The following is a 25,959-nucleotide window of genomic DNA, read 5'->3' as shown; positions in this document are numbered from 1 at the left end:
TGTCCACATCGACCTTGGGCCGAAAGCCCGTCCACACCGGGCAGGCCCGGCGGCTGCCGGCAACGCGGGCGGCATCACCCGCAGCGACCTGAGCGACAGCCGCCTGCACGCCGCGCAGCAACCTGTATTACGTCGACGGCGCCTACAAGCTGAACGGCGCGGTCACCCTGGATCGGCCACGTGGCCAACAAGGGCACCGCTGCGGTCGCGCTCAGCGCGGGCGGCAGTGTCGGCGCGGGCATGGCGCAGCACGGCTTCATCACCGGCATCAAGCATTCCTTCCGATACGTGGGCGATCCGGCCCACCTGCGAAGGAAGATCAAGCCAGCAGGCGGATCAGCAGGTAGCTGAACACGGCCAGCCCGGCCAGCGACAGCACCACGACGCCCGCGACCCGTCCCCCTGCACGCAGCACCGAACGCGCATCGACGCCCAAACCCAGGGCCGCCATCGACATCACGGTCAGCACGTCTGCAACGCGATGCAGGGGCGCCAGCATGAACGGTGGCAGTATCCCGGCAGAGCGCATGGCCAGCATCAGCAGGAAACCCACGATGAACCACGGCAGCAGCTGGGAAAGCGGCAGTTCGAGGCGGCTTTTCTGTCGGGCGCGGCCCAGCAGTGCCAGGGCAACCACGACGGGGCCAAGCATCAACACCCGCAGCAGCTTGACCAGCGTACCAACGTGCAGGCTGACCGCCGAGCTCGACGCTGTGGCCGCCAACACCTGAGGCACCGCATACACCGTCAGGCCCGCGAAGATGCCGAACTCCGTCGGCGTGAAGTGCAGCAGGGCGGCGCTCAGAGGCAGCAACAGCACGACGCCGACACCGAGCACGGCGGTAAAGGCAATTGCTGCGGCCACGTCTTCGCCATCGGCCTCGATGACTGGCGCGACTGCCGCAATCGCCGAATTGCCGCAGATTGAGTTGCCGCAGGCGATCAGGATCGCGATCTTTTTGGGCAGTCCCGCGAGCCGCCCGATGGTGTAGCTGAAGGCAACCGCCAGGGCCACGGTGAGGCCGATGCCGCCGATGAGGGGCAGCCCGTTCTCGAGCAGCGCGCCGGCGCTGACCGACGCCCCAAGCAGCACGACCGCCGTTTCCAACAGCACCCTGGCGCTGAACTGGACGCCCGGCTGGCAGCTGGGAGGCAGAGCGCGCCGGCTGCGGATGGCCACACCGAGCAGGATGGCAAGCACCAGGCTTTCCAGCCAGGCGCGCCCGAACAGGATGGATTCGAGACGTTCCAGGACGCTCGCTATGGCAGTGACGGCGGCACACAGGGCGACGCCCGGGCAGTAACAGCGTATGGTTGCAGTAATTGTTCGCATGACAGTTTCCTATTTCTCTTGCATTAAGGAATTGTCGATGCTTACAATCGTTCGGTCCATTGATCAATTTTGTAGAATTCGTTAAGGTGATCCGAACGATGATGACGCTTGAACAGCTGCGGATCTTTGTCGAAGTGGCCGAACGCCAGCATCTGACCCAGGCTGCGGCCGCGCTCTGCCTCACGCCGTCGGCGGTCAGCTCCTCGATCAGGGCGCTCGAGGAACGTTATGGAACGCCGCTGTTCGACCGGGTCGGCCGCCGCATCGAGACCAACCAGGCAGGGCACATTTTCCTTGCAGAGGCCCGGCGCACGCTGGCCAGCGCGCGGGCGGCCGAGTTGACGCTGGCGGAGCTGGGCAGCCTGCAGCGCGGCGCGCTGGCGATTCATGCCAGCCAGACCATCGCCAGCTATTGGCTGCCGCCCTTGCTGGTGCGCTTCCGGCAGATGTATCCGGCCGTCGCACTCGAACTACGGGTAGACAACACCGAGAAGGTTGCCGAGGCCGTGATGCAGGGCGAGGCGGACCTCGGCTTCGTCGAAGGCGGCGTGGATGAGGGCAAGCTGGAAATGACGCCGGTCGGGGAAGACCGCCTGGTGATTGTGGTCGGGCCCCAGCATCCGTGGGCGGACGGACGTCCGCTGGACAAGGAAGCCCTGCTGGGTGCGCGATGGATCATGCGCGAAGCCGGTTCGGGTACGCGCTCGGCCTTCGAGGGCGCGCTGGCTGCGCTGGACATTCCGTCGCAGGCACTCATGGTCGCGCTTGCGCTACCTTCGAACGAGGCCGTGCGTAGCGCCATCATGGCGGGCACGTTCGCCGGCGCGCTGTCGGAGCTGGTCGTGGCCTCGCACTTGGAGGCGCGCTTGCTGGTACAGGCCAGGCTTGCGCTTCCGGTGCGCAGCTTTACGATGCTGCGTCATGCGGAGCGGCACCAGAGCCGGGCGGCAGCGTCTTTCGTCGCCATGGCGCACGGCGTGACAAGCCTGCGCGGCGAACCGGCGGAACAGCGTCGCGCTATGTGAGGGTGTGCATGTCGCGTTGCCGTCCCGGCTCCCCCACGCCCACCGGACCAGCGCCGCTTCATCAGCCTCACGCCCATCAACCCAGCGCGTGCCCTCCGCGCCGCTCTCCTTTTTCCAGAACGGCGCACGCGTCTTCAGATAGTCCATGACGAATTCGCAAGCGGCAAATGCTTCGCCACGGTGGCGCGCGGCCACCGCCACCAGCACGATCTGCTCGCTGGCCTGCAGCGGGCCGATGCGGTGCACCACCAGCACGTCGATCAGCGCCCAGCGGTTGCGCGCCTGGGACACGATGTCCGCGAGCGCGGCCTCGGTCATGCCGGGGTAGTGCTCCAGTTCGGCAGCGAGACCGCGCTGCCACCGTTCATTTCCCTGACCGTGCCCACAAAGGCGACCGTGGCGCCTGTGTCCGGGTGGCCTGCGCGCAGCGCGGCAAGCTCGGTGGAGAGGTCGAAATCGGCGTCTTGCACCCGCACCGGCATCTCAGCCCCCGGTGACTGGTGGGAAGAAGGCGACTTCGGCGCCGGGGTGCACCGGGCTGGCGAGGGTGCCCATGCGCTGATCGACCGCGACGCGGAAGGCATTGCCGTCGGCGAGTGTCTCTGCCCAGGCGCCGCCGCGCTGACGCAGGAGGACCAGGACGTCGTGTACGTTTGCCGGCGTCCCGGCCGCGGCGATCTGTTCATGGGAGAGGCCCAGCGCTTCGCGCAGGCTGGCGAAATAGCGCAGTGTGAGTTGCATGCTTGCTCCGGAAGAGTAAAATGGATGGCCTGGATTCTAGTGAGGCCTTCGCGTCCGCGCTGTCGGCACGAGGGAGTAAAGCGCCTAGTCCTTCCGGCCTATTCCGGAATCGTACCGGTGGCCTCATCCTGTCAACATCCCCAATCTGCTCGAATCCGCCATGGACCCGGACCTTCTCCACCATATGACGGCGCGCCGTCACGTTTCCCTGCGGCGTCTGGCCGAACCCGGCCCGGACGACGCTGCGCTGCAGTCCATCCTGGCCGCCGCCGCCAGCGCGCCGGACCACGGCCGCCTGCGCCCCTGGCGCTTCATTCTGGTGCCGACGCACCGCCGCGCCGACCTCGGCGCCGCCTTCGTCGAGACCCTGGTGGCGCGCGACCCGGCGTGCAGCGAAGAAGCGCGCGCCGCGGCATGCGCCAAGGCCTACAACGCCCCATGCCTGCTGGTGGCGGTCCTGTGCGACGACCCGGCAGCGGACGCGATCCCGCGCGACGAAAAACTGGTCTCGCTCGGCTGTGCCATCCAGAACATGCTGGTCGCCGCGCAGGCGCGGTGTTTTGCGAGCGGCCTGGCCAGCGGTGCCGGCATGGGGGCGCCCGCGCTGCGCAGGCTGCTGGGGCTGGGTCCGCACGAACAGGCGCTCTGCTTCATCGGCTTCGGCAGCGCCGAGGCGGGCGCGCCATCGCGCCCGCGCCCAGGCCCCGACACCTTCTTTTCCAGTCTCTGATCTTTAGCGCGGGCTTTCCAGCCCGGCGCCGAGCATGCCCAGGAAATCAGCGGCCAGCCCGCTGAAGTGCTTCGCCGCGGCGGATCGGTTGTCCGTCGCTGCATCGTCGCCCGATGCCAGCAGTTCGGCGCCGGCAGCATGCAGCGCGTCGCGCAGCGCCAGCAGCGGTCGCAGCCAGGCCGGGCAGTCGGGCGTAGCGGCACCCACCGCCGTCAGCCACTGCTCCATACGGGAATCCTGCATCGCATCCGGCACCCGATCCGGCGCCGGCGCGGCGGCCTGGCGCAGCACCGCCGCGGTCCAGGCGCGGTACTCGACGAGCGCCCCCAGCAGCAAGGCGTGTTCGCGATCCAGCGCCGTGCAGCCGCGCAGCGAGGACGGCAGGGTCCAGCCGGATGCCCACTCGACCAGCCGCTCGCCGGGCATCGGACGGGCGATGCCGAAGCCCTGCGCCAGGAAGCAGCCGAGCTGGATCAGCATTTTTGCGTGCGCCATGCTTTCGACGCCTTCGGCAACCAGTTCGCGCTTGAAGGCCGCCGCCATGCCGATCACGCCTTCCAGGATCGCCAGGTCGTCCGGGTCTTGCAGCATGTTCTTGACGAAGCTCTGGTCGATCTTGATGCGCCGCGCCGGCAGCTGCTTCAAGTAGCGCAGCGACGAGTAGCCGGTGCCGAAGTCGTCGAGGCTGAACGAGACCCCGAATTCCGCGCATTGCGAGATCGTCCGCGAGACATGGGCGATGTCGTGCAGGGCGCTGGTCTCCAGCACTTCCAGCTTCAAGCGGCGCGGATCGACCCGCGGCCGCGTCGCCAGCGCGGTGCGCAGGCGCTGGACGAAGTCGCGCTGGTGCAGCTGGGTGCCGCTCATGTTGACGCTGACCGCGATGTCCCAGCCGGCGTCGAGCCAGCGCTGGTGCTGGTCGAGGGCTTCGCCCAGGATCCAGTTCTCCAGCGGAATCGTGAGCGGATGCCCTTCGATCAGCGGCAGGAATTCGCCGGGACCGAGGCAGCCGCGTTCGGGATGCATCCAGCGCACCAGGGCTTCGACCGAGTTCAGGCGGCCGGTGCGGAGATCGATGATCGGCTGGTAATGGAGCACGAACTCGCGCTTGGCGATGGCGCGCTCGATCTCTTCGAGCTGGCTGTTGCGGTCCAGGGCGGAGCGGTGTCCGGCGCTGTCGAACACGCAGTAGCGGTTCTTGCCGAGATCCTTGGCGCGGTACATCGCCTGGTCGGCCTGGCGCATGAGCTGGTCGGCATTGATGTCCTCGTCCTGCGGATAGAAGGAGACGCCGAGGCTGCCGGTCACGCAGACCTGGGCGTCCTCGATGAAGGCCGGCTCGCGCACGCACTCCAGCAGGCGCGCGATCAGGGACAGGCAGTCCTCGGGTGGGCGGATGTCGCCGATCACGACCACGAATTCGTCGCCGCCGATGCGGGCCACGGTATCGAGTTCGCGCACCGCCAGCTGCATGCGCCTGCCGATCGCCACCAGCAGGCGGTCGCCGATTTCATGGCCGTGCTCGTCGTTCACCGCTTTGAAGCCGTCCAGGTCGACGTAGACCACCGCAACCCCAGTGCCGTCGCGCCGCGAGCGCGCCATCGCCTGCTGCAGGCGGTCGGCCAGCAGGCGCCGGTTCGGCAGGCCGGTCAGCGGGTCGTAGTGCGCGATCTTGTCGAGGTGCTCGGCCTGGATCTTCTGGATCGTGATGTCGCTGAAGATGCCGACGTAGTTCGCGGGCTGGCCGGCGCCGTCGCGGATGGTGGTGATGGTCAGCCGTTCGACATAGGCTTCGCCGCTCTTCCTGCGATTGTAGATCTCGCCCTGCCAATAGTCGTGGGTGTCCAGGTTGCGCCACATGTCGGCATAAAAGGCGGCGTCCTGCCTGCCCGAGCTGAGCAGCTTGGGACTGCGTCCCAGCACCTCGGCGCGGGTGTAGCCGGTAATTGTCTCGAATGCCGCATTGACGTCGAGGATCAGGCCCGCGCTGGAGGTGATCATGATGCCTTCGCCGGCGTTGGTGAACACGCTTGCCGCGAGGCGCAGCTGATCGTCCGCGGCCTTGCGCGCGCTGACGTCGGTCAGGGTGCCGGCAACGCCGGCCAGCCGGCCGTCCTCGTCCAGCGCGCAGCGGGCGAAGGCTTCGACCCAGCGATAGCTGTCGTCGCGGTGCCGGTAGCGCACTTCGTGGCGGCATTCGCCGGCCCGGCGGCTAATCAGGGACTGGAACAGCGCGCAGCATTCGGCCCTGTCGTCGGGGTGGACATCGTCGATGAAACGCTTGCCGAGGCTGTCGGCGGGGATGTGGCCGGTCAGTTGCAGCCAGGCCTGGTTCAGGAACACCCAGTTGCCGCCGCAGTCGATCTGGAACACCACTTCGACAAGGTTGTCCAGCACCGACTCGGCCAGCGCCATGCGCTTGCGGCCATGGACCGGGGACACGAGGGAAGGGCGCATCATGCGGCTCCGCGGCCCGGATAGCCGACCGACTGCACCAGCAGCAGGTATTCGTCCTGCGGCAGGCCGATCGCGCTGGCCAGCAGGCTGCGTTCCAGCCAGCCCCTGGCGACCGCCACCAGTCCCACGCCGGCGCAATACTGCGCCACTTCCTCGCACAGGGCGGCCGTGTTCAGCGACGACAGCACCGCCGTGCTCTCTTCGCGCCCCGGTTCGCCGGCGGCGGTGCGGCCGACGTAGAGCAGGTTCAGCGGCGCCGGCGGCAAGCCGTCCAGCAGCGCGAGCTGGGGCCGTATATCGAGCGCGGACATCATGTACAGCAGACAGGTATAGCGATCGTAGCGGTAGACGCCCGATTCGAGGGCGACATAGATGCCGACCCCTTCGCAGTCGCCGGCGTGCAGCGGCGCGCGTTCGAGCTGCGCGCCTCCCACCGCGCGGTTCAGAAGGCGGGCGGTGTCGCCGATCGGCAGCGCGGCCTGCGCGATGCGGCGCGTGGCCGGGTAACGGCGCAGGACGTCGATCAGGACCTTGGCGGCGACCACCTTCCGGTTGTGCAGCCCGAGCGGATCCTTGCGCGTGGCGGGGGAGCGAAGCGATTCCATGATCTTACTGCACCAGCGGCGACTGGCTGCCCTCGAGTACGATGCCTTCGATCTGCGCGCGGCCGACCAGGATTTGCAGATACTGGTGCACGCCGCGCTGCCAGGCCGCGGTGGTGAGGTAATCGGCGATCTGCGCGCGCACGGCGTCGAAGGGAAGCAGCACGCCTTCGATGCGGCGCACGACTTCCACGATATGCAGGCCGAAACGGGTTTCGACCAGCTTGCCGGCCAGCTCGCCGGCGCCGAGGCGGAACAATACCTCGTCGAATTCCGGCACGCAGGCGCCGCGCGCCAGCTGGCCGAGGCTGCCGCCCAGCGCGCCGGACGAGCAGTTCGAATACTGCGCAGCCAGCTCGCCGAAGCGCCCCGGCTCGGCCTTCAGAGCCGCCAGCACCGCCTCGGCGGTCTCGCGCACCAGCTCGAGCGGCACGCTGGGCGTGACCTGGAACAGGATGTGGCGCGCCTCGACCAGTTCGCCGCGGGTGAACTGGCGCGGATGCTTGCCGTAGTAGGTCAGGCAGGCTTCGTGGTTGGCCTGCGGGACCTTGACTTCGCGCGCCAGCAGCGCTTCGATGCGCGCATCGTCGTCTTCGCCCGGCACCGCCAGGCGCTCGGCTTCCTGCAGCAGCACGGTGCGCAGCACGACTTCGTGCACCGACTGCTTGAGCGGATTGGCGGCCTGCTGGTGGTGCGGCAGTTCCTGTTCGATCAGGGCGTCGTCGATGTCGATGCCGTTGACGGTGATACCCATGGTGTGCTCCTTGTGCTTGCGGAATGTTCGGGATTAGCGCGGACGCACCAGCTGGAAGGCGCGGCCCAGGTAGCCGACGGCGCCGAAACCGCTCCAGACGTGCACCAGGCGGGTGAACGGGAAGATCACGAACAGCGACATGCCCATGAACAGGTGCAGCTTGAACACCAGCGGCGCATCGACGATGAAGCCGGCGGCGTCGCCGCGGAAGGTGGCGATGTGCTGGGCCCACGACATCAGCAGCACCATCATGTGGCCGTCCATGTGACCGCTTGATACGAAGATCGACGACAGGCCCAGCAGCAGGGTGCCGAGGATCCACAGCAGCACGACCTTGTCCTTCAGGCTGGTGGCGGCGCGCAGGCGCTCGTTGCCGAGGCGGCGGGCCAGCAGCAGCAGGATGCCGATCAGGCACAGGCCGCCCATCACGCCGCCGGCGGCCATGGCGAACAGCTGCTTGGCGCCGTGGGTGACGCCCAGCGTGTCCCACACCCACACCGGGGTCAGCAGGCCGACGGCATGGCCGCCCAGCAGGCCGATGATGCCGATGTGGAACAGGATGCTGCCGAGGCGCAGGTTACCCTGGTGCAGCACCTGGGTCGATTCCGAGCGCCAGGTGTATTGTTCGCGGTCGAAGCGGATCAGGCTGCCGAGCAGGAAGACCGCCAGGGCGATGTAGGGATAGATCCCGAAAAGGAATTGGTGCAGATAGTTCATGATGCTCTCCTGGTCCGGTCAGGCGCGGGCCGGCTGTGCCGGACGCGTGCCCCTGGGGTAAAAATTGATCGGTTGGGTGCCGTTGGCGGCCGGCTTGAGCAGCGGCTCGACGCCGTCCGCGCCGGGGCCGAAGGTTTCCAGCGCCTCGTCCATGTCCTTGATCGGCGGTTCGCTGAGTTCTTCGGCCTGCACCGGCGACAGGCTTTCCAGCACCTGGAACACGGCGGCATACAGGCTGCCGTTGGCGGCCAGCTTGCGGCCGATGTGGGCCAGCACGTGGACCGCGTCGCCCAGCAGGTGGCCGGCGGCTTCCTCGTCGTCCAGCTGCGACAGGAATTCGAGGAACAGCGGCACGTAGTCGGGCAGTTCGTCCGGCGTCATCTCCAGGCCGTGCTTCTTGTATTCCTCCATCAGGTCGACCATGGCCTGGCCGCGGTCGCGCGATTCGCCGTGGATGTGCTCGAACAGGTGCAGCGAGTGCGTCGGCGTACGATCGAAGGTCTGCACATATTCCTGCTGCAGCACGATCAGCGCGTTGTCGGCCAGATGGCCGAACAGCGGGGCCAGGCGCGCCTGGATCTGCGGGCGATCGGCCAGCGCCGCCTGCAGTTCGGGCAGGGCGGCCAGCAGTTCCGGCTCCGGGTAGGTCAGCAGCGCCGACAGGATTTGGTAGTGTTGCATGCTAGACTCCTTCGGTTTCTTTTTTCTTGCGCGACTTCGGCATCGAGACGAAGAAGGTCGAACCCTGTTTCTTCTTGCCGAACAGGGAAGCGTCGCTGACGCCGTCCGAGCAGCCGTTACCGAACGAGAAGCCGCAGGAGCCTTTTTCGTTGAAGCTGTCCTCGGCCATTTCCTTGTGGCTGCTCGGGATCACGAAGCGGTCTTCGTAGTTCGCGATGGCCATGATGTGGTACATGTCCTCGACCACGGCCTTGGTCAGGCCGGTCTGCTTCAGTACGTCGAGGTTCTCGACGCCGTCGACCGACTTGCTGCGCATGTAGGCGCGCATCGCCAGCATGCGGTCCAGTGCATGCACAACCGGCTCTTCCTTGCCGGCGGTGAGCAGGTTGGCCAGGTAGCGCACCGGGATCCGCAGGCTCTTGGTATCCGGGATGATGCCGTTCATGCCCATCTTGCCCGACTCGGCCGCGGCCTGGATCGGCGACAGCGGCGGGATATACCAGACCATCGGCAGCGTGCGGTATTCCGGGTGCAGCGGGAAGGCGATCTTCCACTCGACCGCCATCTTGTACACCGGCGAACGCCTGGCCGATTCCAGCCACGAATCCGGGATGCCCTGGCGGCGCGCCTCTTCGATCACCTTCGGATCATGCGGGTCGAGGAACAGGCCGAGCTGGGCTTCGTACAGGTCCTGCTCGTTGGCAACCGATGCCGCGGCCTCGATCTTGTCGGCGTCGTACAGCAGCACGCCGAGGTAGCGGATGCGGCCCACGCAGGTTTCCGAGCACACGGTCGGCTGGCCCGCTTCGATGCGCGGGTAGCAGAAGGTGCACTTCTCGGCCTTGCCCGAAGACCAGTTGTAATAGATCTTCTTGTACGGGCAGCCGGAGATGCACATGCGCCAGCCGCGGCACTTGTCCTGGTCGATCAGCACGATGCCGTCGTCTTCGCGCTTGTACACCGAGCCGGACGGGCAGGACGCCACGCAGGCCGGGTTCAGGCAGTGCTCGCACAGGCGCGGCAGGTACATCATGAAAGTGTTCTCGAAGGTCGAGTACATCTCTTTCTGCACGTTGTCGAACAGCTTGTCCTTGCTGCGCTTGGCGAATTCGCCGCCCAGGTCGTCTTCCCAGTTCGGACCCCATTCGATCTTGTCCATCTTCTTGCCGGTCAAAATCGACACCGGACGCGCGGTCGGCGGGGTCTCCGACAGCGGCGCGTTCTGCAGGCGCTCGTAGTCGTAGGTGAAGGGCTCGTAGTACTCGTCGATGGCCGGCAGGTTCGGATTGGCGAAGATGTTCGCCAGGATCTTCAGGCGGCTGCCCTGGCGCGGTTCGATCTTGCCGTTGGCGTTACGCTTCCAGCCGCCGTTCCACTTGTCCTGGTTTTCCCATTCCTTCGGGTAGCCGATGCCCGGCTTGGTCTCGACGTTGTTGAACCATGCGTACTCGACGCCGTCGCGGCTGGTCCAGACGTTCTTGCAGGTCACCGAGCAGGTGTGGCAGCCGATGCATTTGTCCAGGTTTAGCACCATGCCGATTTGTGCTCTGATTTTCATGTTGATTCCTCTTTATTCCTCAAGCGGCCGCTTCAAACAGCCTTCGGGGCCGGCGTCATGGCCAGTGCGGGTTCGCGCGCTTCCTGTTCGCGGGTGGGTTTCGGTGCGGGCACCGGTTTCGCCGACGCCGGTCCCGTACCGCGCGAGATCTCGTCGCTGTTCGGGCGCGCTTCGTCGCGCGGGCCTTCCATCCATTCGACGTCGCGCATCTTGCGCACCACCACGAATTCATCGCGGTTCGAACCGACCGTGCCGTAGTAGTTGAAGCCGTACGACAGCTGGGCGTAGCCGCCGATCATGTGGGTCGGCTTGGTCACGGCGCGGGTCACCGAGTTGTGGATGCCGCCGCGTTTCTTCGACATCTCCGCGCCCGGCACGTTGACGATCTTTTCCTGGGCGTGGTACATGATCGTCATGCCTTCCGGGACGCGCTGGCTGACCACCGCACGGGCGGTCAGGGTGCCGTTCACGTTGAACACCTCGATCCAGTCGTTGTCCTCGATGCCGGCATCCCTGGCGTCGGTCTCCGACAGCCACACGTGGGGGCCGCCGCGCGACAGCGTCAGCATGCGCAGGTTGTCCGAGTAGGTCGAGTGGATGCCCCACTTCTGGTGCGGCGTGATGAAGTTCAGCGCCAGTTCCTTGTTGCCGTTCGGGCGACGGTTCATGATCGCCTCGGTGGTCTTGGTGTTGATCGCCGCCTTGTACACGCACAGGCCTTCGCCGAAGTCGCGCATCCACAGGTGGTCCTGATAGAACTGCTGGCGGCCGGTCAGGGTGCGGAACGGGATCAGCTCGTGCACGTTGGTGTAGCAGGCGTTGTAGCTGACCTCTTCGCTCTCCAGGCCCGACCAGGTCGGCGAGGAGATGATCTTGCGCGGCTGCGCCTGGACGTCGCGGAAGCGGATGCTGTCGTGCTCGCGCGGGGTCGCCAGGTGGGTATGGTCGCGGCCGGTGATCTTCGACAGCGCATCCCAGGCCTTGACCGCCACGTGGCCGTTGGTTTCCGGCGCCAGCGTCAGGATCATCTCGGCGGCGTCGATCGCGGTATCCAGGCGCGGCTGGCCCTGGGACACGCCTTCCTCCAGCACGGTGCGGTTGATGCCGCGCAGGACCTCGACTTCATGCCCGGTCTTCCACGAGATGCCCTTGCCGCCGTTGCCGACGTTTTCGAGCAGCGGACCGACCGAGGTGAACTTCTTGTGGATCTGGCGGTAGTCGCGCTCGATCACGGTCATGCTCGGCATGGTCTTGCCCGGCACCGGCTCGCATTCGCCGAGGCGCCAGTCTTTCGGGTCGAAGGGCTGGCCGAGTTCGCCCGGGGTGTCGTGCATCAGCGGGGTCAGCACCAGGTCCTTGCGGGTGCCCAGGTGGGCGCCGCCGATCTCGGAAAACTTGGCGGCGATGCCCTTGTAGATCTCCCAGTCCGACTTCGATTCCCACAGCGGCTGCACGGCTTCGGACAGCGGGTGGATGAAGGGGTGCATGTCGGACGTGTTCAGGTCGTCCTTCTCGTACCAGGTCGCGGTCGGCAGCACGATGTCGCCGTACAGGCAGGTGGTCGACATGCGGAAGTCGAGCACCACCAGCAGGTCGAGCTTGCCTTCGGCGGCCGGGCGCACCTTGACGTCGCGCGGCTTGATGCAGTCGGTCTCGTCGCTCAGCAGGGCATTCTGGGTGCCCAGCAGGTACTTCAGGAAGTACTCGTGGCCCTTGCCCGAGCTGCCCAGGATGTTCGAACGCCACACGAACATGTTGCGCGGGAAGTTCGCAGGATTGTCCGGGTCGTCGCAGGAGAAGTTCAGCTTGCCGGCCTTGATCTGCTCGACGGCGTATTTGGCCGGGTCCTGGCCGGCCGCTTCCGCTGCGCGGGTCACGTCCAGCGGATTGGTTTCCAGCTGCGGTGCGGATGGCAGCCAGCCCATGCGCTCGGCCTTGGCGTTGTAGTCGATCAGCGCCATTTCCTCGAGCTTGCCGTCGGCGGTCGGGCACAGGATCTCGGCCGTGTGCAGCTTCTCGTGGCGCCACTGGCTGGTGTGGGCGTAGAAGAAGGAGGTCGAGTTCATCTGGCGCATCGGACGGTTCCAGTCCTGCGCGAAGGCGAGCGGGGTCCAGCCGGTCTGCGGACGCAGCTTTTCCTGGCCGACGTAGTGGGCCCAGCCGCCGCCGCTCTGGCCGATACAGCCGCACATCATCAGCATGTTGATGATGCCGCGGTAGGTCATGTCCATGTGATACCAGTGATTCAGCGCCGCGCCGACGATGACCATCGACTTGCCGCGGGTGCGGTCGGCGTTGTCGGCGAACTCGCGCGCCACGGTGATCACATCGGCCGCTTTGACGCCGGTGTGCTTGACCTGCCATGCCGGGGTGTAGGGCACGTCGTCTTCGTAGCTCTTCGCGGCGTTCGGGCAGATGCCGCGGTCGACGCCGTAGTTCGCCATCGAAAGGTCGAACACGGTGGTGACCAGCGCGGTGCTGCCGTCGGCCAGTGCGATCTGCTTGACCGGCACGTTACGCAGCAGCAGGTCGTCGGCATCCTTGCCGCCGAAGTAGGGGAAGCCGACCGGCACGATCCGGTCGTGGCCGTCGATCAGCGAGAGCTGCGGATCGATCGGGTTACGGCTGCCGCCTTCCTTCTGCTCGAGGTTCCACTTGCCCGACTCGCCCCAGCGGAAGCCGATCGAGCCGCTCGGGGCCACGATCTTGCCGGTGCTCTGGTCGATGACCAGGGTTTTCCATTCCGGGTTATTGGTCTCGTCGAGGCTGTTTTCCAGGTGCGAGGCGCGCAGGAAGTAGTCGGGCACCAGGGTGCCGTCGCGTTCCTTCAGCATGACCAGCATCGGGAAGTCGGTGTACTGCTTGGCGTATTCGGTGAAGTAGGCCGACTTGCCGGTGGCGTGGAACTCCTTCATGATCACGTGGCCCATGGCCATCGCCAGCGCGGCGTCGGTGCCCTGCTTGGGGGCCAGCCAGATGTCGCCGAACTTGGCCATCTCGCCGAAGTCGGAGGACACGGCCACCGTCTTGGTGCCCTTGTAGCGCACTTCGGTGTAGAAGTGGGCGTCAGGGGTGCGGGTCATGGGAACATTGGAGCCCCATACCATCAAATAGGTCGAGTTGTACCAGTCGGCCGATTCCGGCACGTCGGTCTGCTCGCCCCAGACCTGCGGGCTGGCCGGCGGCAAATCGCAGTACCAGTCGTAGAAGCTCATGGCGACGCCGCCGATCAGGCTCAGGTAGCGGGTGCCGGCGGCGTAGCTGACCATCGACATCGCGGGAATCGGCGAGAAGCCGATGATGCGGTCCGGGCCAAACTTGCCGATCGTGTAGGCGTTGGCGGCGGCGATGATCTCGTTCACTTCGTCCCATTTGGCGCGCACGAAGCCGCCCTGGCCGCGGATGGCCTTGTAGCTGGCGGCGCGCTCCGGGTCCTGGCTGATGTATTCCCAGGCGCCGATCGGATCGCGGGTGACGCGCGCTTCGCGCCACAGCTGCATCAGGCGGCCGCGCACCATCGGGTGCTTGACGCGCTGCGCCGAGTACACGTACCAGGAGTAGCTGGCGCCGCGCGGGCAGCCGCGCGGCTCGTGGTTGGGCAGGTCGGGGCGGGTGCGCGGGTAGTCGGTCTGTTGGGTTTCCCAGGTGATCAGGCCATTTTTGACGTACACCTTCCAGCTGCAGGAGCCGGTGCAGTTGACGCCGTGCGTGGAGCGCACGATCTTGTCATGCTGCCAGCGCTGGCGATAGGCCTTTTCCCAGGTGCGGTCTTCGTTGACCACTTCGCCGTGGCCGTTCGAGAAGGTTTGCTTGGGGCTGCCGAAAAATTTCAGTCGGTCCAAAAAGTGACTCATGATTCCTCCAGTGATATTGGACACAGTCTACGGACGGGGAGGCCTATTGAATATTCGTAAGAAGGCGGTCGGGCGGCGGATTTGGGACTAGGCCGACTAGTCCTTTGGTACTAGTGCGCACCCGCGGCGCTGGGGCCAAGGCTGCCGGAAGCCGGAAAGACCAGCGGCCGCCACCGGTGTCCCGGATGGCGGCCGCTGGCCATGGGCTGACTTTGATTCAGGCGATCAGCAAGGCATGTCCGCGCCTTTGCGGGCGTAGTACCACCAGGTCACGGCGATGCAGCTGACGTAGAAGCCGATGAAGCACCACAGCGCGGCGTTGGCGCTGCCGGTCAGGGCGATCGAGGTGCCATAGCTCTTCGGGATGAAGAAGGCGCCGTAGGCGGCGATGGCCGAGGTGAAGCCGAGCACGGCGGCGGCTTCCTTGTTGGCGCTGGCGACGGCCTGGGCCTTGACGGCTTGCGACTGGCCGGCGCTGGCGCGCTGGTGCAGGGTCAGGAAGATCACCGGGATCATGCGGAAAGTCGAGGCATTACCGACGCCGGTGCAGGCGAACAGCAGCAGGAACATGCCGAAGAAGCCCATGAAGCTGCCGGGGTTGCCGGCCGAAGGCAGGAAGTGCAGCACGCCCAGCACCGCGACGATCATGGCGGCGAAGGTCCAGACGGTGACGCGCGCGCCGCCCAGCTTGTCGGAGATGTAACCGCCGGCGACCCGCGCCAGGGCGCTCACCAGTGGGCCGACGAAGGCGTACTGCAGCGGGTTCACTTGCGGGAACAGGGTGCTGGTCAGCAGCGGGAAGGCCGCCGAGTAGCCGATGAAGGAGCCGAAGGTGCCCACGTACAGCCAGCACATCAGCCAGTTATGCTTGCGCTTGAAGATCACGGCCTGTTCCGAGAACGAGGCCTTGGCCGAGGCCAGGTCGTTCATGCCGAACCATGCGGCCAGCGAACTCATGACGATGAAGGGCACCCAGATGAAGCCGGCGTTCTGCAGCCAGACCTGCTTGCTTTGCGCGGCCTTGACCCAGGCCTGCGGCTCGCCGCCGAACACGGCCGCGGTGATCACCAGCGGCACCACGAACTGCACCGCCGACACGCCGAGGTTGCCGAGGCCGGCGTTCATGCCCAGTGCATAACCTTTCTGGTCCTTCGGGTAGAAGAAGCTGATGTTGGCCATCGAGGAAGCGAAATTGCCGCCGCCGAAGCCGCACAGCAGCGACAGCACCAGCATGGTCGGGTAGCTGGTGCCCGGGTCCTGCACGGCGAAGCCGATGCCGAGCGCCGGGATCAGCAGCGAGGCGGTCGAGATCGCGGTCCACTTGCGGCCGCCGAAGATCGGCACCATGAAGGAATAGAAGATGCGCAGCGTGGCGCCGGACAGGCCGGGCACCGCGGCCAGCCAGAACAGCTGGTTGGTGCTGTACTTGAAGCCGATGCTCGGCAGGTTGACGACCACCACGCTCCACACCATCCAGATCGCGAAGGCCAGCATCAGGGCCGGGATCGAGATCCAGAGGTTGCGGGTGGCGGTCGGCTTGCCCTGGCTTTGCCAGAACGCGGGAACCTCGGGTTCCCAGGTGGATATCAGATGTCTGCTCACGATGTGCTCCTGCGGGTAAATGGGTAAGGAATAGGGTTGGATCAGGCTGCCTTGCGGGCGGTGGGCTTCGCGGCTGCCGGCACGGCAGCGGGCACGGCCGGCTTGGCCTGCGGCTTGAACGAGAAGTGCATCCAGATCAGCGAGACGCAGACGGTGCCGTACAGCAGCATGAAGGAGCTGGAACGGATGCCGGTCAGGTCGACGATGGCGCCGAACATGATCGGCAGGATGAAGCCGCCGAGGCCGCCGGCCAGGCCGACCACGCCCGAGACCGCGCCGATGTTGTCGCTGAAGTCGTCGGCGATGAAGCGGAACACCGAAGCCTTGCCGATCGCCATCGCCACGCCGACCACGAACAGCAGGCAGGTGAACAGCACCGGGCCGAGGCCGAGATGCAGGTCCATGGCGCCGCCGACGGTCTTGACGCTCATCGTGGTCTGCGGATAGGACAGGATGAAGAAGCAGACCCAGCACACCCACATCACGGCCCAGGTGACCTTGTAGGCGCCGTACTTGTCCGAAATCCAGCCGCCGAGCGCGCGCAGCACGCCGCCGGGCAGCGAGAAGCAGGCGGCCAGCAGGGCGGCCAGCTTGAGGTCGAAGCCGTATTCGCCGACGTAGTATTTGGTCATCCACAGGGCCAGGCCGACGTAGCCGCCGAACACCACCGAGTAGTACTGGCAGTAGCGCCACACGCGCGGGTCTTTCAGCACCCGCATCTGCTGGGCGACGCTTTCGCCGGAGGGCGCCTTGTGCGAGGGATCGGAATAGCTGCCGAACCAGAACAGCAGGGCGGTGACGATCATCGCCACCGCGTAGACCTTCGGCAGCGCCTGCCAGCCGGCGGCGGCGATGATGGCCGGCGCCACGAACTTGGTCAGGGCCGAGCCGGAGTTGCCGGCGCCGAACACGCCCATGGCGAAGCCGCGGCGCTCCTTGCCGAACCAGCGCGCGACATAGGGCGTGCCGACCGAGAACGAGCCGCCGGCCAGGCCGACGAACAGGCCCAGCACCAGGAAGTGCCAGTATTCGGTGGCATAGCCGATCAGCCAGATCGGCAGCGCACAGGCCATCATCAGCGTGAAGAACACGATGCGGCCGCCGAAGCGGTCGGTCCAGATGCCGAGCGGCACCCGGACCAGCGCACCGGACAGCACCGGCGTGGCGACCAGCAGGCCGAATTCGGTTTCGTTCAGGCCCAGCTTGGCCTTGATGGGAATGCCCAGGACCGCGAACATCATCCAGATCGCGAAACAAATGGTGAACGCGAAGGTACTGCTGGCCAGTACCGCGAGCGGTCTTCTATCGGTGCTCATTTTTTCCTCCTTGGAACGCACTTCTCGATGGATGCAAGCTTACGCATGGGCCGCTCGTCCAACTATTGGCCGGAGGGGTGTTTAACAGGAGGCAATAGACCTAGGCACGGCAACCGGATGGGCTAGCCGGGCTAGTCACAATGGCGTAGGATGACGGCACTTTTCACCGCACGGATCCGACCGCATGCACCACCCCCTGAGCCCGGAACAGCTGGGCAGCATCATCGACATCGCCGAGAACGCGATCGTCTGTACCGACGAGCGGCACCGCATCATCTTCTTCAACCAGGGGGCAGAACGGGTGTTTGGCTGGACTGCCGAGGAGGTGACCGGGCGCGATCTGGCGCTGCTGCTGCCGGAACGTTTCCGGCCAGGGCACGCCGAGCGCGTGGCCGGCTTCGAGCACGGCGACCGCACCGCCAGGCGCATGGGCGAGCGCGGCACCATCTATGCGCTGCGACGCGACGGCACCGAATTCCCGGCCGAGGCGACGATCTCGAAGTCCTCGGCCGGCGGGCGGCTGATCCTGACTGCGATCCTGCAGGACATTTCGGAGCGCAAGGCCTACGAGCGTGAACTCGAGCTGGCCAAGGAAAAGGCCGAAGCGGCGATGCAGGCCAAGAGCATGTTTTTAGCCAACATGAGCCACGAGATCCGCACGCCGCTGAACGCGGTGATCGGCATGACCAGCCTGCTGCTGCACACCGCCATCGACGACGAGCAACGCGACTATACGGAAACCATCCGCGCCAGCGGCGAGTCGCTGCTGGCGATCATCAACGACCTGCTCGATTATTCCAAGCTCGAAGTGGGGCGCCTGGACCTCGAACGCCATGCCTTCGAGCTGCGCCGCTGCGTCGAGGAGGCGCTCGATCTGCTGGTGCCGAGCGCCAGCGAAAAGAGCCTGGACCTGGCCTACATGATCGATCCCGGGGTGCCGGCCACGATCCTGGCCGACGCTACGCGCCTGCGCCAGGTGCTGGTCAACCTGCTGTCGAACGCGATCAAGTTCACCCACCACGGCGAGGTCGTGGTCACGGTCTCAGCCACGCCGCAGGACGGCGGCGGCTACCTGCTGGCCTTCGCGGTGCGCGACACCGGCATCGGCATCCCGCCGCACCGGCTGGACGACGTGTTCTCGTCCTTCACCCAGGTCGACGCCTCGACCACCCGCAAGTATGGCGGCACCGGCCTGGGCCTGACCATCAGCCGGCGCCTGGCCGAGATGATGGGCGGCAGCCTGACGGTCGAGAGCGAAGTCGGGCGCGGCTCGACCTTCACGCTCACCGTGCAGGCCGATGCCTTCGACGAGCAGCTGGCCGAGAACGTGCTGCGCGAGCGCGCGGCGGTGGTGCGCGGCCGGCGCATCCTGATCGTCGACGACAATGCCACCAACCGCCGCATCCTGATGAAGCAGGCCTTGCTGTGGGGAATGGAACCGCTGGCCTCGGCCTCGGCGATCGAGGCGATCGACCTGGTGCGCGACGGCCACCCCTTCGATGTTGCCGTGCTCGACATGCAGATGCCGGACATGGACGGCGCGCGCCTGGCGGCCGAGCTGCGCAAGCACCGCAACCGCGCCGCGCTGCCGCTGGTGCTGCTGACCTCGGTGGGCCAGCGCCAGCGCGCCGCCGGCGAGGCCGACGGCATGGGCGCGTTCTCGGCCTGGCTGAACAAGCCGATCAAGCCGGCGGCCCTGCTCGAGGCCTTGCAGCAAGTGCTGGGCGAGCGGCCCGCCGTCGCGCGGCCGGCGCCGGCGCCGGCACCGGCCGCGGCGGCCAACCCGGTCGCGATCCTGGTCGCCGAAGACAACACGATCAACCAGAAGGTGATCCGGCAGCTGCTGCGCCACCTCGGCTACCGCGCCGACGTGGTCGCGAACGGGCTGGAAGCGGTCGAGGCGCTCGAGCGCCAGGAATACCAGATCATCCTGATGGACATGCAGATGCCGGAGATGGACGGCCTGGAAGCCACGCGCCGCCTGCGCCAGCGCTTCCGCGGCGCCAACGCACCGTGGATCATCGCCATGACCGCGAATGCGATGCCGGGCGACCGCGAACGCTGCCTGAATGCCGGCATGAACGACTACGTGCCGAAACCGATCGAGCTGGAGGTGCTGGACAAGGCACTGGCCACCGCGATCGAGCGGGTGGCGGCACGCCGGCGCGACGATGTGGCGATCGATCCGGCCCGCATCGAGCAGTTGCGCGCGATCGACGACGAGGCATCGCTGCTGAACGAGGTGATCGCATCCTTCGTCGGCGAGGTGCCGCATCTGCTGCACAAGCTGGACCACGCGGTGCGCGAGCACGACGGCCAGCTATTGGCCTCGACCGCGCATTATCTGCGCTCGAGCATCGACTTCGTCGGCGCCAACCGCATGCGGCTGCCGTGCACCAACCTCGAACTGCTGGGCAAGGCGCAGAATTTCGAGGGCGCGCAGGAACAGCTGGCGGATCTGACGCGGGCTTATGAGGAAGCCAGCACGGTATTGCTGGCGCTTGTAACGTAGGGTGGGCGCGGCCGGCGTGGGCACCGAGTGCCCACCCTACCGTTCGGTGCTGCCGTTCAGGCCTTGTTCGACTGCGAACACCGCGGCTTGGACCCGGCTCGACAGGCCCAGCTTCTTGAGGATGTTCTGGACGTGGATCTTGACCGTGCTTTCGGCCAGGTCGAGCACGCGCGCGATCAGCTTGTTGCTTTCGCCGCGCGCCAGGCAGGCCAGGATCTCGCGCTCGCGCGGGGTCAGCTTGTCCAGTTCGGATGGCGGCGCGGCCGGTTTCGGTTCGCGCTGCTTTTGCAGCTGGGCGACCAGTTTGGCGGCCATCGATTCGGCCAGCACCGACTCGCCGGCGGCGGCGCGCTCGACGGCGCGGATCAGGTAGTCGGCATCGATGTTCTTGATCAGGTAGCCGCGCGCGCCGGCCTGCAGCGCAGTGGCGAGGTCTTCACCTTCTTCGGACACGGTCAGCATGATGACCGCGGCTTCCGGCCAGCCCTGCAGGATCACCTGCAGCGCTTCCACGCCGGTCATGCCGGGCATGTGCAGGTCGAGCAGGATGACGTCGGGCCGCAACTGCAGTGCGCGCTTGACGCCGTCCACGCCGTCGGACGCCTCGCCGACCACGGTGAAGCGCGGGTTGCGTTGTAACAGCGAGCGCACGCCACTGCGAAACAAGGTGTGGTCGTCGACGAGCAGGACACTGATCGTGTCGGTTGGTGCCTCCATGCATTACTCCATTGTGCTCAAACCGCCCGTCGCTGGCCGTGGGCAACGTGCAGGCGGATCGTGGTACCTAGTCCGGGCCGCGATTCGATCGCCAGCTCGGCATTGATATGCGCGGCCCGCTCCTGCATGATGTGCAGGCCGACCCGGCGGTCTTCTATGCCGGACTCGACAAAAGCGTCGAAGCCGACGCCATTATCGCTGATCGACAGCGAAAAGTCTTGCTCCTCGCTCACACGTACGCTCACGCTGTCGGCCTGGGCGTGCTTGCGGATGTTCGACAATGCTTCCTGAACGATGAACAGAATCTGCAGTTGCTCTTCACGCGAGAATGGCAGCTTGCCGGTGCCCTCGGCCTGGAAGCAGGCCTCGATCCCGGTCTGGTCGCGGAACTTGCGCACCGCCTTGCGCAGCGCACTGTTGAGGTCGTCTTCCTCCAGGCGGCTGCGGAAGTTCTGCAAGAGCTCGCGCACGTCCTCGTAGCTTTCCTTGACCCCGGCGCGCAGGGCGGGGACGATGTCGGCGGCCTCTTGCTGCTGGCCTTGGCGCAGCGAGTCGTCCAGCATCTGTACCTGCAAATTGAGGAAATTCAGGCCCTGGGCGATGCTGTCGTGCAGGCCGCGGGCGACCATGTTGCGTTCCTCGGAAATCGCCATCTCGCGCTCGCGCGCGGCCAGGCGCATGTTCTCGATCGCCGTGCCGAGCAGGCGGCCGAGGGTTTCCAGCAGCGCCTGTTCGCGCTCGTCGAAGTGGCGCTTGCTGCGCAGGTGCAGGCTGAAGACCCCGAGGTGCTGGTCCTGGGCAAAGATCTGGAAGACCGCCACGGTGCCGAAGCCGCTGCGCACGCAAGGGCTGGCATCGGCGGCGTCCGTCGTTGGCTGCAGCCAGTGCACCGCCGGCTGCTGCACCAGCGCCGCCTCGCCGCACAAGCAGTCGCCGAGCGGCATGCAGTGCTCGGCCTGCACCATCTCTTCGGGCAGCCCGCGCTGGACCACCAGGTGCACTTTCTCGCCGGCCGGCTCGGTCAGGCGCACCGAGCCGCCATCCGCGCCGAAGTAGCGCAGGATGCGGTCGAGGAAGCCTTCGCACATCGGCTCCAGCGTCTGGCGCGCCTGCAGGAAGGCGGCGCTGTCGTAGAGCAGCGCCAGTTCGCGGTTCTTGTGTTCCAGTGCGGCGGTCTTGTCGCGCACTTTTTCCTCGAGGCTGCCGTACAGCCGTTCGAGCCGGTCCGCCATCTGGTTGAAGCCGGTGGCAAGTTGCCCGAATTCGTCCTTGCTGTCGACCTCGAGGCGCACGCCGAAGTCGGTGTCGGCCATGCTGCGCATGCCGGCGTGCAGGCGTTCGACCGGACGCACGATCAGGCTGAACATCAGGTACACCAGGGCGACGGTGCCGCCCATGGCGAGCGCCATCAGCGCCAGTTGCGAGGAACGCAGCCAGAAGGTGCGCACCTCGTTGTCGCTTTCGATCAGGCGCACGACGCCGTCGATGCGGTCGACGTAGGGATCGAGCACGCCCAGGAAGTGGCGCAGCACCAGCACGCGCTGCTCGCCGCGCGCCTCGAGTACGTGCAGGGCCAGCGGGCGTACCTCGCGCTGCCATTGGGCGGACATGGTGTCGAAGCTGTCGCGGATCGCGGCGGTGGGCGGCAGTCCGAGCGGGCGCTGCGGATCGCCCTGGGCCACCAGCGCCAGCGTGGCGTCGATCGCCGCGACCTGGGCGCGCGCGGCGCCGTCGAAGCCGGCGCCCGGTGTGTGGACTTCGCGTCCCAGCAGCATGGCGAGACGGTATTCCTGTTTGCGCAGGCTGCCGGTCTCGTTGATCGCGGCGCCGGCGCCTTCGAGCTGCCAGGACAGCCACAGGGTGGCGCCGATGGCGGCCAGCGCCAGCAGCAGGAAACCGACCAGCGCCCCGGCGATGCGAGAGGAGAGGCGCAGGTGGCCGGGAATCGGCGGATAGGCGGGCACGGTGCCGGCGGTGGCGTTCATGCGGCGGCTTCCAGCGGCTGCACCAGGTTCAGGAACTCCTGTTTGCGCGGCGAGTAGGCCAGCAGAGAGCCGGTGTCGATGTCGAAGTACCAGCCGTGCAGGGCCAGCTTGCCCTCGTCGACGCGGCGCCGGATCCAGGGGTAGCTCATCAGGTTGTCCAGCGAATGCAGGATGCTGGCCTGCTCGGCGGCGCGGCAGCGGCCTTCTTCGTGCTTGTGCGGCAGCGCGCGCAGCACTTCCTCGCGCACCGGCGCGGCGATCTCCATCCAGCGCGCGACGAAATCGGTCTCGTCGGTCACGCGGGCGCCCTGCATCAGGGCGCGGATGCCGCCGCAGCGGGCGTGGCCGAGCACCACGATGCGCGCCACCTCGAGGCCGCAGACGGCGAACTCGATCGCGGAGCTGACCCCGGGCGGCGCCTCCGGCGTGCAGGGCGGCACCAGATTGGCGATATTGCGCACCACGAAGATGTCGCCCGGGTCACAGCCGGTCAGCAGGGCCGGGTCGACCCGCGAGTCGCAGCACCCGATCACCAGGGTGGCCGGGTGCTGGCCGCTGCGCAGGCTGTCGCGCGCCGAGGGTTCGCGCAGGTATTGCTGCTGGAAGCGGCCGAAGCCGCGAATGAAACGTTCGATATCCTGCATGTCAACCTCCGGTCTGGGCCATGAAACGCACGATCTTTTCCGGCCGCGCCGTGAAGTCGTGCTGGTGGGGCTTGAGTTCGATCGCCGCGCGAATCGCCGCTTCCAGCTCGGCGTCGCTGGCGCCGCCGCGCAGCAGCGGGCGGAATTCGAATTTCTCTTCCTGGCCGAGGCACAGGTAGAGGGTGCCGTCGACCGCCAGGCGCACCCGGTTGCAGGTGGCGCAGAAGTGCTGCGACATCGGCGTGATGAAGCCGATGCTGCTGCGGCCGTCGCGGGTGGCGAGGTAGCGCGCGGGGCCGCCGCCGAGCTCGGCCGCCTGCGGCACCAGGTCGAAGCGTTCCGTCAGGCGCGCCCGCACCGGACCCAGGTCGAGGTAAGCGGTATTGCGCCCGGTGTCGCCCATCGGCATCACCTCGATCAGGCGCAGCACGAAGCCGTTGGCGATGCAGAAGGCGGCCATCTGTTCGATCTCGCCGTCGTTCACGCCGCGCATGGCGACCATGTTGATCTTGATCGGCTCGAAGCCGGCGTCCTTGCCGGCCATGATGCCGTCCATGATCTGGCGGTAGCTGTCGCGCCCCGTGATGCTCTGCATGCAGGCGCGGTCCAGCGTATCGAGGCTGACGTTGATGCGGCCGACGCCGGCCTGGCGCAGCGCCTGCGCGTGGCGGCCCAGTTGGGTGGCGTTGGTCGACATCGACAGGTCGTCGATGCCGTCGATGGCCGCGAGGCGCCCGGCCAGCGCGCTGACGTTGCGGCGCAACAGCGGCTCGCCGCCGGTCAGGCGCACCCGGCGGGTGCCGAGGCGGGCGAAGGCGCCGACCAGGCGCTCGATCTCGTCGAAGCGCAGCCAGTGTTCGGGTTCCTCGAAACCCCTGAAGCCGGTCGGAATGCAATACGTGCAACGCAGGTCGCAGCGGTCGGTCACCGACAGGCGCAAATATTCGATCGATCGTCCAAAGCGGTCGCGCAGCATGCGGTGCTCCAATGGTGGTGAATGGCTGACATTCTAGGGGAGGGCCGCGCCCTTGACAGTCGGCATGAGGGATGACGCCGACTAGTCACTTCGGCGTATTCCGGGGCGGGGCGCAGCGGCGCTAAGCTTGTTTCTATGCGGCAACTTCGCCACGCTACGAATTAACATCATGACACTCCAGAATTTCAAGATAGGAACCCGCCTCGGCGTGGGTTTCGGCTTCGTGCTCCTGCTCCTCGCCCTGATCGTCGCCACCGGACTCAGGGGCTTCCAGACCGTGGGCGGTTCGACCGGCCGGCTGGTCGGCGAAGACTGGGTCAAGGCCGAGGCCGCGAACACGATCGATACCATGACCCGCGCCAACGCGCGCCGTACCTTCGAATTGTTCTTGGCGCCGGACCGCGCCTACCGCGACGGCATCCGCGAGAAGATCGACGCCAACAAGGCGGAAATCGGCAAAGCGCTGGCCCTGCTGCAAGACCGCGCCAGTGCGCCGGACGAGCGCGCCCTGCTGGCGCAGCTCACCGAGCGCCGCCGCGCCTATGTCGACTCCTTCACCCAGGTTAACCAATTGATCGAGTCGGGCAAGACCGAGCAGGCCCGCACCCTGGTGCTGGGCGAGACCATGCGCCACCTGGACGTGCTGCAGGAAAGCGTGCGCGACATGAGCGCTTTGCAGAAGCGCCGCGCCGCTAGCGCCGGCCAGGACGTGCAGAATGAAATCGCCGGTGGCAGCAAGATCATGCTGGCGCTCGGCACGGCCGCGCTGGTCATCGGCACCCTGTTCACGGCGACGCTTGCGCGCTCGATCGTCCATCCTCTGCGCGCGGCCGTGGCGCTGGCACAACGCGTGGCGGACGGCGACCTGAGCGGCCGTATCCAGTCGTCCGCAAAGGACGAGCTGGGCGAGCTGCTGCGCGCCCTGGCGGTCATGAATGAAAATCTTGGCAATATGGTCAGGCAGGTACGCCAGGGCACCGAAACCATCGCCAGCGCCTCCACCCAGATCGCCAGCGGCAACCTCGACCTGGCAGCCCGCACCGAAATGCAGGCCAGCGCGCTGCAGCAGAGCGCTTCGTCGATGGAGGAACTGACCGGCGCGGTGCAGCAGAACGCCGCCAACGCCCAGCGCGCAAACGCGCTTGCCGGCAGCGCTTCGACCACCACCGCCGAGGGCAGCGCCGCGGTAGCGAAGGTGGCACTGACCATGACCGCCATCAGCGACAGCGCGCGCCGCATCGAAGACATCATCGCGATCATCGACGGCATCGCCTTCCAGACCAACATCCTGGCACTCAATGCGGCGGTCGAGGCGGCGCGTGCCGGCGAGCAGGGCAAGGGATTTGCCGTGGTCGCCAGCGAAGTGCGCTCGCTGGCCCAGCGCTCGGCGGTCGCGGCCAGGGAAATCAAGGCCCTGATCGTCGATTCCACGGCCAAGATCGGCGATGGCGCGCGGCTTGCCGGGCAGGCTGGCGACACCATGCAGCAGGTGCTGGCCGGCGTACGCGAAGTGGCCGCCATCATGGCCGAGATCACCGCCGCCAGCGACGAGCAGCGCGCCGGCATCGAACAGGTGAACATTGCCGTTGGCCAGATGGATGGCGCCACCCACCAGAATGCCGCCCTGGTCGAACAGGCCGCCGCCGCGGCGCAATCCCTGCAGGACCAGGCTGCCACGCTGAACGAGACGATCCGGATGTTCAAGATCGAGGAGAAGGTGCGGCCTCTGGCGCTCCAGTTGAGCTGACCAGCGTG

The 25,959-nt window shown here is 66.7% G+C and carries 20 protein-coding genes and 1 pseudogene; 5 read left to right on the top strand and 16 right to left on the bottom strand.

Annotated features, from left to right (window positions below):
* The first annotated feature begins 180 nt into the window (after positions 1-180).
* Positions 181-351, top strand: coding sequence for a hypothetical protein (locus NX782_RS10865; protein ID WP_258845463.1), 171 nt, complete (start codon positions 181-183; stop codon positions 349-351).
* Here NX782_RS10865 and NX782_RS10860 read toward each other — a convergent pair.
* Positions 320-1,333, bottom strand: coding sequence for a YeiH family protein (locus tag NX782_RS10860; RefSeq protein WP_258845462.1), 1,014 nt, complete (start codon positions 1,331-1,333; stop codon positions 320-322). The two genes, NX782_RS10865 and NX782_RS10860, sit on opposite strands and share 32 nt — an antisense overlap.
* Before the next feature lie 98 nt (positions 1,334-1,431).
* Here NX782_RS10860 and NX782_RS10855 point away from each other — a divergent pair, with 98 nt between their 5' ends.
* On the top strand, positions 1,432-2,358 hold the full coding sequence (locus NX782_RS10855; protein ID WP_258845461.1) for a LysR family transcriptional regulator: 927 nt from the start codon (positions 1,432-1,434) through the stop codon (positions 2,356-2,358).
* Between the two features lie 9 nt (positions 2,359-2,367).
* Here the strand turns inward: NX782_RS10855 and NX782_RS10850 are convergent.
* Together NX782_RS10850 and NX782_RS10845 are read right to left on the bottom strand one after the other, a co-directional pair.
* A pseudogene (locus NX782_RS10850) lies at positions 2,368-2,840 on the bottom strand (molybdenum cofactor biosynthesis protein MoaE); the annotation flags it as partial.
* Between the two features lies 1 nt (position 2,841).
* Complete coding sequence (locus tag NX782_RS10845) at positions 2,842-3,099, bottom strand: MoaD/ThiS family protein (protein ID WP_258845460.1); 258 nt, start codon at positions 3,097-3,099, stop codon at positions 2,842-2,844.
* A gap of 160 nt (positions 3,100-3,259) precedes the next feature.
* On the opposite strand from NX782_RS10845, the gene NX782_RS10840 reads away from it, so the two are divergent.
* On the top strand, positions 3,260-3,829 hold the full coding sequence (locus NX782_RS10840; RefSeq protein ID WP_258845459.1) for a nitroreductase family protein: 570 nt from the start codon (positions 3,260-3,262) through the stop codon (positions 3,827-3,829).
* A 3-nt stretch (positions 3,830-3,832) separates the two neighbouring features.
* On the opposite strand, the gene NX782_RS10835 is transcribed toward NX782_RS10840, so the two are convergent.
* The 9 genes from NX782_RS10835 to NX782_RS10795 form a co-directional block, all read right to left on the bottom strand.
* Positions 3,833-6,289 carry a putative bifunctional diguanylate cyclase/phosphodiesterase gene (locus NX782_RS10835; RefSeq protein ID WP_258845458.1) on the bottom strand — a complete coding sequence of 819 codons (2,457 nt, stop codon included), beginning with the start codon at positions 6,287-6,289 and terminating at the stop codon, positions 3,833-3,835.
* A complete protein-coding gene (locus tag NX782_RS10830) occupies positions 6,286-6,891 on the bottom strand; it encodes a nitroreductase family protein (protein ID WP_258845457.1) in 606 nt (201 codons plus the stop codon). Before NX782_RS10830 ends, NX782_RS10835 begins: the two co-directional genes overlap by 4 nt.
* A 4-nt stretch (positions 6,892-6,895) precedes the next feature.
* Positions 6,896-7,642, bottom strand: coding sequence for a peptidylprolyl isomerase (locus NX782_RS10825; protein WP_258845456.1), 747 nt, complete (start codon positions 7,640-7,642; stop codon positions 6,896-6,898).
* A gap of 33 nt (positions 7,643-7,675) precedes the next feature.
* On the bottom strand, positions 7,676-8,359 hold the full coding sequence (narI, locus tag NX782_RS10820) for a respiratory nitrate reductase subunit gamma (RefSeq protein WP_258845455.1): 684 nt from the start codon (positions 8,357-8,359) through the stop codon (positions 7,676-7,678).
* A gap of 18 nt (positions 8,360-8,377) precedes the next feature.
* On the bottom strand, positions 8,378-9,040 hold the full coding sequence (narJ, locus tag NX782_RS10815; RefSeq protein WP_258845454.1) for a nitrate reductase molybdenum cofactor assembly chaperone: 663 nt from the start codon (positions 9,038-9,040) through the stop codon (positions 8,378-8,380).
* Position 9,041: 1 nt separating this feature from the next.
* Positions 9,042-10,598, bottom strand: coding sequence for a nitrate reductase subunit beta (narH, locus tag NX782_RS10810; RefSeq protein WP_258845453.1), 1,557 nt, complete (start codon positions 10,596-10,598; stop codon positions 9,042-9,044).
* Between the two features lie 32 nt (positions 10,599-10,630).
* On the bottom strand, positions 10,631-14,452 hold the full coding sequence (locus NX782_RS10805; RefSeq protein ID WP_308632912.1) for a nitrate reductase subunit alpha: 3,822 nt from the start codon (positions 14,450-14,452) through the stop codon (positions 10,631-10,633).
* A gap of 225 nt (positions 14,453-14,677) precedes the next feature.
* Positions 14,678-16,054 (bottom strand): NarK family nitrate/nitrite MFS transporter, encoded by a 1,377-nt coding sequence (locus tag NX782_RS10800; protein ID WP_258845452.1) that lies wholly within the window; start codon positions 16,052-16,054, stop codon positions 14,678-14,680.
* Between the two features lie 41 nt (positions 16,055-16,095).
* Complete coding sequence (locus tag NX782_RS10795) at positions 16,096-17,370, bottom strand: MFS transporter (protein ID WP_258845451.1); 1,275 nt, start codon at positions 17,368-17,370, stop codon at positions 16,096-16,098.
* Between the two features lie 184 nt (positions 17,371-17,554).
* Between NX782_RS10795 and NX782_RS10790 the strand changes: the two genes are divergently transcribed.
* On the top strand, positions 17,555-19,882 hold the full coding sequence (locus tag NX782_RS10790; protein WP_258845450.1) for a response regulator: 2,328 nt from the start codon (positions 17,555-17,557) through the stop codon (positions 19,880-19,882).
* A 36-nt stretch (positions 19,883-19,918) separates the two neighbouring features.
* Here NX782_RS10790 and NX782_RS10785 read toward each other — a convergent pair whose 3' ends face one another.
* Genes NX782_RS10785 through moaA form a run of 4 tightly spaced genes read right to left on the bottom strand, consistent with a single transcriptional unit; the run spans position 19,919 to position 24,204 of the window.
* The gene (locus NX782_RS10785; RefSeq protein ID WP_258845449.1) at positions 19,919-20,599 is read right to left on the bottom strand and encodes a response regulator; all 681 of its coding nucleotides are present in this window, start codon (positions 20,597-20,599) and stop codon (positions 19,919-19,921) included.
* 17 nt (positions 20,600-20,616) lie between these two features.
* Positions 20,617-22,584, bottom strand: coding sequence for a type IV pili methyl-accepting chemotaxis transducer N-terminal domain-containing protein (locus NX782_RS10780; RefSeq protein ID WP_258845448.1), 1,968 nt, complete (start codon positions 22,582-22,584; stop codon positions 20,617-20,619).
* Positions 22,581-23,228 carry a carbonic anhydrase gene (locus NX782_RS10775; RefSeq protein ID WP_258845447.1) on the bottom strand — a complete coding sequence of 216 codons (648 nt, stop codon included), beginning with the start codon at positions 23,226-23,228 and terminating at the stop codon, positions 22,581-22,583. The genes NX782_RS10780 and NX782_RS10775 overlap by 4 nt, the downstream gene beginning before the upstream one ends.
* Position 23,229: 1 nt before the next feature.
* Entirely contained in the window at positions 23,230-24,204 is a 975-nt protein-coding gene (gene moaA / locus NX782_RS10770; protein ID WP_258845446.1) for a GTP 3',8-cyclase MoaA, read from the bottom strand.
* A 169-nt stretch (positions 24,205-24,373) separates the two neighbouring features.
* Between moaA and NX782_RS10765 the strand changes: the two genes are divergently transcribed.
* Positions 24,374-25,951 (top strand): methyl-accepting chemotaxis protein, encoded by a 1,578-nt coding sequence (locus NX782_RS10765; protein WP_258845445.1) that lies wholly within the window; start codon positions 24,374-24,376, stop codon positions 25,949-25,951.
* Positions 25,952-25,959: the final 8 nt, after the last annotated feature.

It is taken from the genome of Massilia norwichensis (assembly GCF_024753245.1).
Classification (GTDB): Bacteria; Pseudomonadota; Gammaproteobacteria; order Burkholderiales; family Burkholderiaceae_D; genus Telluria; species Telluria norwichensis.
The sequence above is the reverse complement of the archived record's forward strand: the minus strand, read 5'-3'. Positions and strand labels throughout refer to the sequence as shown.

Bases quoted from the DNA above. Each gene is read 5' to 3' on its own strand.
- NX782_RS10860 (WP_258845462.1), bottom strand. From the start codon at position 1,333: ATGCGAACAATTACTGCAACCATACGCTGTTACTGCCCGGGCGTCGCC.
- NX782_RS10855 (WP_258845461.1), top strand. From the start codon at position 1,432: ATGATGACGCTTGAACAGCTGCGGATCTTTGTCGAAGTGGCCGAACGC.
- NX782_RS10845 (WP_258845460.1), bottom strand. From the start codon at position 3,099: ATGCAACTCACACTGCGCTATTTCGCCAGCCTGCGCGAAGCGCTGGGC.
- NX782_RS10840 (WP_258845459.1), top strand. From the start codon at position 3,260: ATGGACCCGGACCTTCTCCACCATATGACGGCGCGCCGTCACGTTTCC.
- NX782_RS10835 (WP_258845458.1), bottom strand. From the start codon at position 6,289: ATGATGCGCCCTTCCCTCGTGTCCCCGGTCCATGGCCGCAAGCGCATG.
- NX782_RS10830 (WP_258845457.1), bottom strand. From the start codon at position 6,891: ATGGAATCGCTTCGCTCCCCCGCCACGCGCAAGGATCCGCTCGGGCTG.
- NX782_RS10825 (WP_258845456.1), bottom strand. From the start codon at position 7,642: ATGGGTATCACCGTCAACGGCATCGACATCGACGACGCCCTGATCGAA.
- narI (WP_258845455.1), bottom strand. From the start codon at position 8,359: ATGAACTATCTGCACCAATTCCTTTTCGGGATCTATCCCTACATCGCC.
- narJ (WP_258845454.1), bottom strand. From the start codon at position 9,040: ATGCAACACTACCAAATCCTGTCGGCGCTGCTGACCTACCCGGAGCCG.
- narH (WP_258845453.1), bottom strand. From the start codon at position 10,598: ATGAAAATCAGAGCACAAATCGGCATGGTGCTAAACCTGGACAAATGC.
- NX782_RS10805 (WP_308632912.1), bottom strand. From the start codon at position 14,452: ATGAGTCACTTTTTGGACCGACTGAAATTTTTCGGCAGCCCCAAGCAA.
- NX782_RS10795 (WP_258845451.1), bottom strand. From the start codon at position 17,370: ATGAGCACCGATAGAAGACCGCTCGCGGTACTGGCCAGCAGTACCTTC.
- NX782_RS10790 (WP_258845450.1), top strand. From the start codon at position 17,555: ATGCACCACCCCCTGAGCCCGGAACAGCTGGGCAGCATCATCGACATC.
- NX782_RS10785 (WP_258845449.1), bottom strand. From the start codon at position 20,599: ATGGAGGCACCAACCGACACGATCAGTGTCCTGCTCGTCGACGACCAC.
- NX782_RS10780 (WP_258845448.1), bottom strand. From the start codon at position 22,584: ATGAACGCCACCGCCGGCACCGTGCCCGCCTATCCGCCGATTCCCGGC.
- NX782_RS10775 (WP_258845447.1), bottom strand. From the start codon at position 23,228: ATGCAGGATATCGAACGTTTCATTCGCGGCTTCGGCCGCTTCCAGCAG.
- moaA (WP_258845446.1), bottom strand. From the start codon at position 24,204: ATGCTGCGCGACCGCTTTGGACGATCGATCGAATATTTGCGCCTGTCG.
- NX782_RS10765 (WP_258845445.1), top strand. From the start codon at position 24,374: ATGACACTCCAGAATTTCAAGATAGGAACCCGCCTCGGCGTGGGTTTC.